Genomic DNA, 6,251 nt, shown 5'->3' on the forward strand with positions numbered 1-6,251 from the left:
GTCGATTCCGGCATCCGGCGGAGTACGGTGCCGTGCATGCCGGCCGCCATCGTGCATCTGATGATCGCGGCCGTCTGGCTGGGCTCGATGGCCTACAGCCTGTTCGTCGTCCAGCCGCGGGTGGCGCGCTTCTTCCCCGACGAGAGCCGCCGCGAGGAGTTCCTCCTCGTGCTCGCCCACGGCAACCGGCGCGGCGTCATCGCCGTGGTGGCCGGGCTCGCGCTCAGCGCCGCCGCCGTCATGGTGACCTGGCCGGCCGTCGCGGCCGTCTACGCCGTCGCCCTCGTGCCGTACGCCGCCGCCACGACCATCTTCGTGAACGTCTCGTGGCGGCACTGGCCGGCGCGGGTGTTCGCCCTGCCGGAGGAGCTGCCGGGCTTCCACCGGCGGTTGCGGATTCAGGCCTGGGCGATGCTCGTCCTCGTCGGCGTCGCCTTCGCGCTGACCCTGTCCGCCAGCGTCGTGCGCTGGTGACCTGGACGCACTCAGGGTTTCGCGGATCGGCACCGGGTAGACCCAGGGCGAGCCGGCGATGCGCGGAGAAAGGAAACCCGGCCATGGCCGAACGTCCGGAGACGATGCCGGCGACCAACGCCGTCGCGTTGCTGTTGCGTCAGCACGAAGAGATCCGCCGCCTGTGCCGCCGGGTCGAGGCGAACACCGGCCGGCGCCGGGAGGAGGCGTTCGAGAGCCTCCGGCGCCTGCTCGCCGTGCACGAGACCGCGGAGGAGCAGGTCGTCCATCCGATCGTCCGGCGCATCGCCCCGAACGGCGACCGGATCGTCGACCGCCTGCTGGAGGAGGAGAAGCGCGGCAAGACCATGCTGCGTGACCTGGAGCGGATGGGCACCCACGACCCGAGCTTCCCGCCGATGTTCGCGCGCCTCCGCGCGGAGGTACTCGAGCACGCCGAGCGCGAGGAACGGGAGGAGTTCCCCGTGCTGAGCCGGCGCGGTCACGCGGAACTGCGCGGGCTGGCCGCCGCCATCAAGGCGGCCGAGGCCATGGCGCCCACGCATCCGCACCCCGGCGTGGAGTCGGCGAAGAGCAACATGATCTTCGGTGTCTTCGTCTCGGCGGCCGACCGGGCCCGTGACCTGGTGCGTACGCTCACGCGCGGCGGGCGCCGGGGGCGCCGCTGACGCCGGGACACACGGCCACGACCCCGGCCCCGCTTCACTCGACGATGGTGACCGTGGGGTGCCGCTCTCGGAAGTAGGCGAGATCGGCGTCGGTGAGCGCGAAGTACAGGCCCCTCGGGACGTCCGCGAGCAGATCCGTGCCGTCCGGGAGGTGAGCGATCCCGGTGAGGTTCGCGGCGAAGACGTGCATGGGGGACACCCCTTCCTCGTCCCGCTCCCGGATGTCGGTGGTGCCCGCGTCGCTGGAGGACGTCGTGCCATGGTCGCCGCCCCGGCTGTGCAGGCCGGTGAGGGACTCCGGGCCGCCTGAGACGCCGGTCTGGTGGCTGACGGTCCGCCCGTGTCCCTGGCTGTCCTTACGCAGCGCGGTGTCCTGCTGGTACATGCGCACCTTGAACGGCGCGTGGGCGAGCCTGACGAGGCTCGTGACGTTGATCCCGAGCCGGATCTCCTCGCCGTGGTCGCCGCTCTTGAAGGCGAACTCGTGGGCGAGGAGCCGGTCCACGTGCGCCAGCAGATGCGCCTGGCCGAACCTCTCATCGAGGTCCGCGTCGAGGTACCGGCGGAGCTCGGGTCCCCTGAACGGCTCGGCCGGCTGCGGCACCGCGCCACGGAACCTCTTCGGCACCGCCGCCATCGTGGCCATCTCCCGGAGCGCCGGCGCCCCGGGGAACGCGATGCGGTGGAGCAGACCGGGTTCGAGCAGCGTGGCCTGGTGGTTCAGGGGCGGGGTGTACCTCGCCCAGCGGTGCGCCTCGCCGCGGACCGGGGCCCATCCGGGCACGCTCTCACCCTCCGCGGCGGGCCGGGTGAAGTGATCCGGGACCGCCACCACGATGCGCCCGGAGGCGTGTTCGGTCCGGGTCTGGACGTTCCGCCGGTGGTCGCCGAACGCCGCGGCCGTACGGCTTCCGGTCCGCGCCGCGACCCGCCCGCCGGCGTTCCGGGCGGCGTCGACCAGGGTTTCGGCGGCCTTGACCGGCAGATCCACGTACGAGATCGAGACTTCGAAGTCGACGTCGTCGTAGGTGAATTCCTGGGAGCCCTCGAGCGTCTGGCGCCGGTCGTACCTCCGCCGGCCGTCTCTGGCGGTATGACCGGACTCCGTCTGCGTGCTCTTTCCGAACGTGTGCTGGCCGCCCGCACCGACGCCGTGGTAGCCGACGATCCCCCGGACACGCCACCTGAACCCCCGGCTGGACGTGTCCTTGCTCGTCGCCGCGGTCGCGTTCTCGGGCTGGCTCCGGATCATCTGACGGAGTTCGGGGCGATCGCCGGTGTGCCTGCCCTCGTTCAGCAGGGCACGGACGGAGACGCGCGTGACGCGGGTGTGGCCGTCGCCGCTCCGCTCATGGTCGCGCTCCCCTCCTCCCTCGCTCCGCGGACGACTCGTCCCTCGCCGTCCACTCCGCTCACTCGTCGGCTCGCCGCTCCGCTCATGGTCGCGCTCCCCTCCTCCCTCGCTCCGCGGACGACTCGTCCCTCGCCGTCCACTCCGCTCACTCGTCGGCTCGCCGCTCCGCGTGTGGAGAACCTGCGTCACGCCGCGGTCGAGCAGCGTCGGCAGGTCCGAGGCGAGGGCCCCGGGTCCGAACCGCTTCTCGAGGATCCGCATGTTCTGGCTCGCGGTGAGGTGCTCTCCCTTGAAGAGCGTCCCGGCGTCCTCCAGTGCGCCGACGATCCTGTCGAGCAGGTGGGGCGCCTCCACGATCTCGGGGAACGCCGAGGGCATGGCCGCCTCGGGCACGTACGTCCGCAGCCCGGTCGCCGGGGCGACGGCGGTGGACGGGCCGGACAGACCGTGCCTCTGCGCCATCCGATCGGGCACGATGAGGTCGACGCTCTCGTGGGCGAGAAGGTGCACGGGCGTGCCCTCCTCCACCGTGTGCCCTTTCCAGCGCACCGGCGTCACCGTGAAGTGAAGGTCCGCGCGGTCGAGGATGTGCGACACTCCGTCGTCCGCGTACGTCCCGCGCAGGACGGCGGTCGAGCCCTCCTCCACGCTGCTGACGGTGTTCCGTCCGATTCCCCGGGTGAGGCCGACCTCGTGCAGACCCTCCACCGGCCCCGCGTGGAGGTGGACGCCGAGAAATCTTCCCTGCCCGGCCAGGTGCCAGCCGCCTTCGGCCATGGCCTTGGCCTCATAGCCCGTGGTGCGGTAGTGCTCACTCTCGATTCCCCGGACCGGGAACTGATATCGCGGGGCGCCGACCCTGAGCTCGATCCTGACCGCCTGCTGCCAGCCGTCCACCGTCTCGCCGACGTGGACCTTGTGACCGCCGGGTGCCGTGTACTTGCCGAAGTCGGTCTGCAGCTGCAAGGGCCGGGTCGCGTCGCGGATCTCCATGGGGATGTCGAACCGGTCGTGCGGAGCCGGCCGGCCGTTCAGGTCCGCCAGGGCTCTGGCCACCTCGAGATCCAGGCCCCGGATGGCGGCCACGGCCGGAGTGATGCCGGTGACCTGGCCGGACAGGTCCAGAGAAGGTCCGGCGAACTCTTCGGTACGTTCGAGACGGCCGATGTCGGCGATGGCGGCGTCGGCGACGGGGCCGTGGGGGACGTGCACCTCGGGTACCAGCACGTTGACGGTCAGGTCCTTCCCGCTGATCGTCCACGAGGCGTCCGAGGACGCCCCGTCCGGCCCGCGCACCCGCAACCGCGCCGTGTAGGCGACGCTCTTCTTGATCTTTATGGTCGGCCCGCTCGTCTCCCTCCGCGAGTACGAGGTCATGTTCTTCGCGAGCTCGTCGCCGCTGGTCCTGTCGAGCCCGACGCTTCCGGTGAGCTTGGCAGGGCTGATCTTCAGCCACTTCAGCGGCGCGAGGAGCCGGCGGAGGCGGGGGCTGCCGGGCCCGTCGGCCAGGCCGTCGAACGGCTGGAGCTCCACCGCGCCGACGGTGTCCGCGCCGACTCCGAAGACCTTGGCATGCCCGACGGTGATTCCCGACATCGTGAGATCGCGCGTGTTCACCGTCATGTCGACGGCGGAGCGATCGACGACGTCCCCCGGGTCCGCGGTGAGGGAGACGTCGATCCGATGGCCCTTGATCACGGCGCTGAAGTCCACGCCGTTCACCAGGTCGGCGACCGTGCGTCCTTCGAGCCCCCGCCGGCCGAAAGAGGGCGCGAGGAGTTCCGAGAGGCGATGGGATTCCGCCTCGGTGAGGTCCGGGATCGCCTCGCTGATCGCTTTCTCGATCTGCGGGACGATGCGTTCGGCGCCGGGCAGCTCGTGCAGGGTCGCCCGGCCGGAGCCACGGCCGGCCGCCAGAGCCGGTGGCTCCTCCGGGGTCCCCGTGGTCCCGTGAGCCAGGGCCGGTGCCGCGGGATGGGCGCTCGGCGCGGGGTGCATGAGGCCGTCGGTCTTCTCCGCGCCCCAGATGTCGCGTTCCATCCGGGCGGCGTCCTCGGCCCGTACGGTCAGCCAGCTCGGCGCGTCGACCGTGACCGTGCCCAGATCCTCCGACCTGAGCCGGACTTCCAGTCTGGCGCGGTAGACGTCGACCGGCACTTCCTTCTGCAGCGCGGTCAGCTTCACCATGCTCGCGTCGGCGTTCATGGTGACGTGGACGCGTCCCTTTTGGTAATGCCCGCCGATGGACCACTTGAGGGTCCTTCCGGACGGGTCGAAGAACCAACTGATCTTGACCCGGCCGGCGGCCTGCCACCGTGCCCTTCTCCGTTCGCCGTGCCGGTGGATCGTGCTGGTGGCGAGGTCGTCACGGATGGTCCCCTGGGTCGTGGTCAGATGCTCCAGACGCACCACCCGCGCGCTGACCTCGACACCGCCGACGGTGAACCCGTCCAGCAGAGCCGCGCCCTGATTCATCAACGGCTGCTGGCCGAGTGGCCCGTCGGCCAGCCTGTTCACCATCTCGGTCACAGCGTCGGGCCGCATGCCCTCGGCGAGAGCGTGGCTCACCAGTTTCGCCAGGATCGGGCGATTGTCCACGGCGGTGAGGATGGGACGGTACGGGCGCACCGCGTCCGCCCTGTCGGACGGAACCTCGTGCCGGGGGACAGGCGGCAGCGCGCCGTCGGCCGCGTTCTCTCCCCGGAAGTTCTCCGGATAGGCGATGGTCATGGAAAGGTCCGGGACCCGGGCGTCGTTCGCGAGTTCGGCCCCGTCGACATACACCTCGACCGACGCGCGGGCGTCGAAAGCGTCGTGGGCACCCACCATCACCTTGTGACCGGGCATGATGCGCGTCACTCTCGCGTGAGACTCACTCGAGGTGGTCGACCGGGAGACCCCGGGCAGGGCGTTGTCGTCGGTCATATCGGAGATTTCTTCGTTGTGCGCGGCACCGACCGACGCTTCCCTGCCGTCGCTCCGCCCTTCCCGTACCGCCGCTTCCCAGCTTCCGAATTCCACCGAGTATTTCCGGGCCCCGCCGGTCTCCGTGAGGTGGACCGGATCGCGAGGGTGGAGCCACAGCGTGACCGTGTGTTTCCCGCCCTTTCCCCGTACGGCGAACGTCTCGCCGTTCTTCAGCAGGTCGAGCAGCCGGTCCGGGCTCCGATCGGAGAGCACGTCCGCGAGGTGCCGTTCGATCGCCGCGCGGATGCGCGGATCGAGATCGGGCGCGAAGCCCTTGCCCCAGCGGCGCGCCGCGGCGAGCGGGTCGGTGGGAAACTCGGCGGCCCGGATGTCCATCCCGTCGCCCGCCACGCCGTCCTCCGCGTAGTCCGGCCAGCTGACCTCCTCGGGCGGACCACCCGAGATCCCGTGGGCACCGCGCGTCTCGCCGGCAGGGGAGACGGCCAGGGTGCCGGCGGATCCACCTCCGGCCGGCGGCGCCGGATCGCCGGTACCGTGTGCCGTGTTCTGCCCTTGAAGCGGTGCCTGCTCGGCGCGGGGGACCGGGCGGTTCAACACGTCGGAGATCCGGTTTCCGGCCCCTGCGGGAAGCTTGGCCGGGGCGTCGGGAAGCTTGCCGGCGGCATCAGGGAGCTTGGCAACAGAGCCGGGAAGCCTGCCCTCGGGGGCGGCGTCGGGCGGCTTGGGGACGAAACCGGCACCGGCGACGTGGACGTCTCCGGAGTCGGAACCTTTGGCCGGGGTGTCCGGATGGACCGTTCCGATGGTGTGAGCCGGGGGCGTGTGCC

At 71.2% G+C, this 6,251-nt stretch carries 3 protein-coding genes; 2 read left to right on the top strand and 1 reads right to left on the bottom strand.

The window, feature by feature from the left end; all coding sequences use genetic code 11:
* Window positions 1–36: 36 nt before the first annotated feature.
* On the top strand, window positions 37–474 hold the full coding sequence (locus ABEA10_RS08380) for a hypothetical protein (RefSeq protein WP_329252542.1): 438 nt from the start codon (window positions 37–39) through the stop codon (window positions 472–474).
* Window positions 475–557: 83 nt separating this feature from the next.
* On the top strand, window positions 558–1,142 hold the full coding sequence (locus ABEA10_RS08385) for a hemerythrin domain-containing protein (RefSeq protein ID WP_345459656.1): 585 nt from the start codon (window positions 558–560) through the stop codon (window positions 1,140–1,142).
* Window positions 1,143–1,176: 34 nt separating this feature from the next.
* Here the strand turns inward: ABEA10_RS08385 and ABEA10_RS08390 are convergent.
* Window positions 1,177–6,251: hypothetical protein (locus ABEA10_RS08390; protein ID WP_345459659.1), on the bottom strand; the 5,075-nt coding region annotated here is incomplete at its 5' end.

Origin of the sequence: Actinoallomurus oryzae (genome assembly GCF_039541955.1) — a bacterium.
Lineage (GTDB): Bacteria > Actinomycetota > Actinomycetes > Streptosporangiales > Streptosporangiaceae > Actinoallomurus > Actinoallomurus oryzae.

Excerpts from the sequence above, each read along its gene's own strand:
- ABEA10_RS08385 (WP_345459656.1), top strand. The coding sequence starts at position 558 with ATGGCCGAACGTCCGGAGACGATGCCGGCGACCAACGCCGTCGCGTTG.
- ABEA10_RS08380 (WP_329252542.1), top strand. The coding sequence starts at position 37 with ATGCCGGCCGCCATCGTGCATCTGATGATCGCGGCCGTCTGGCTGGGC.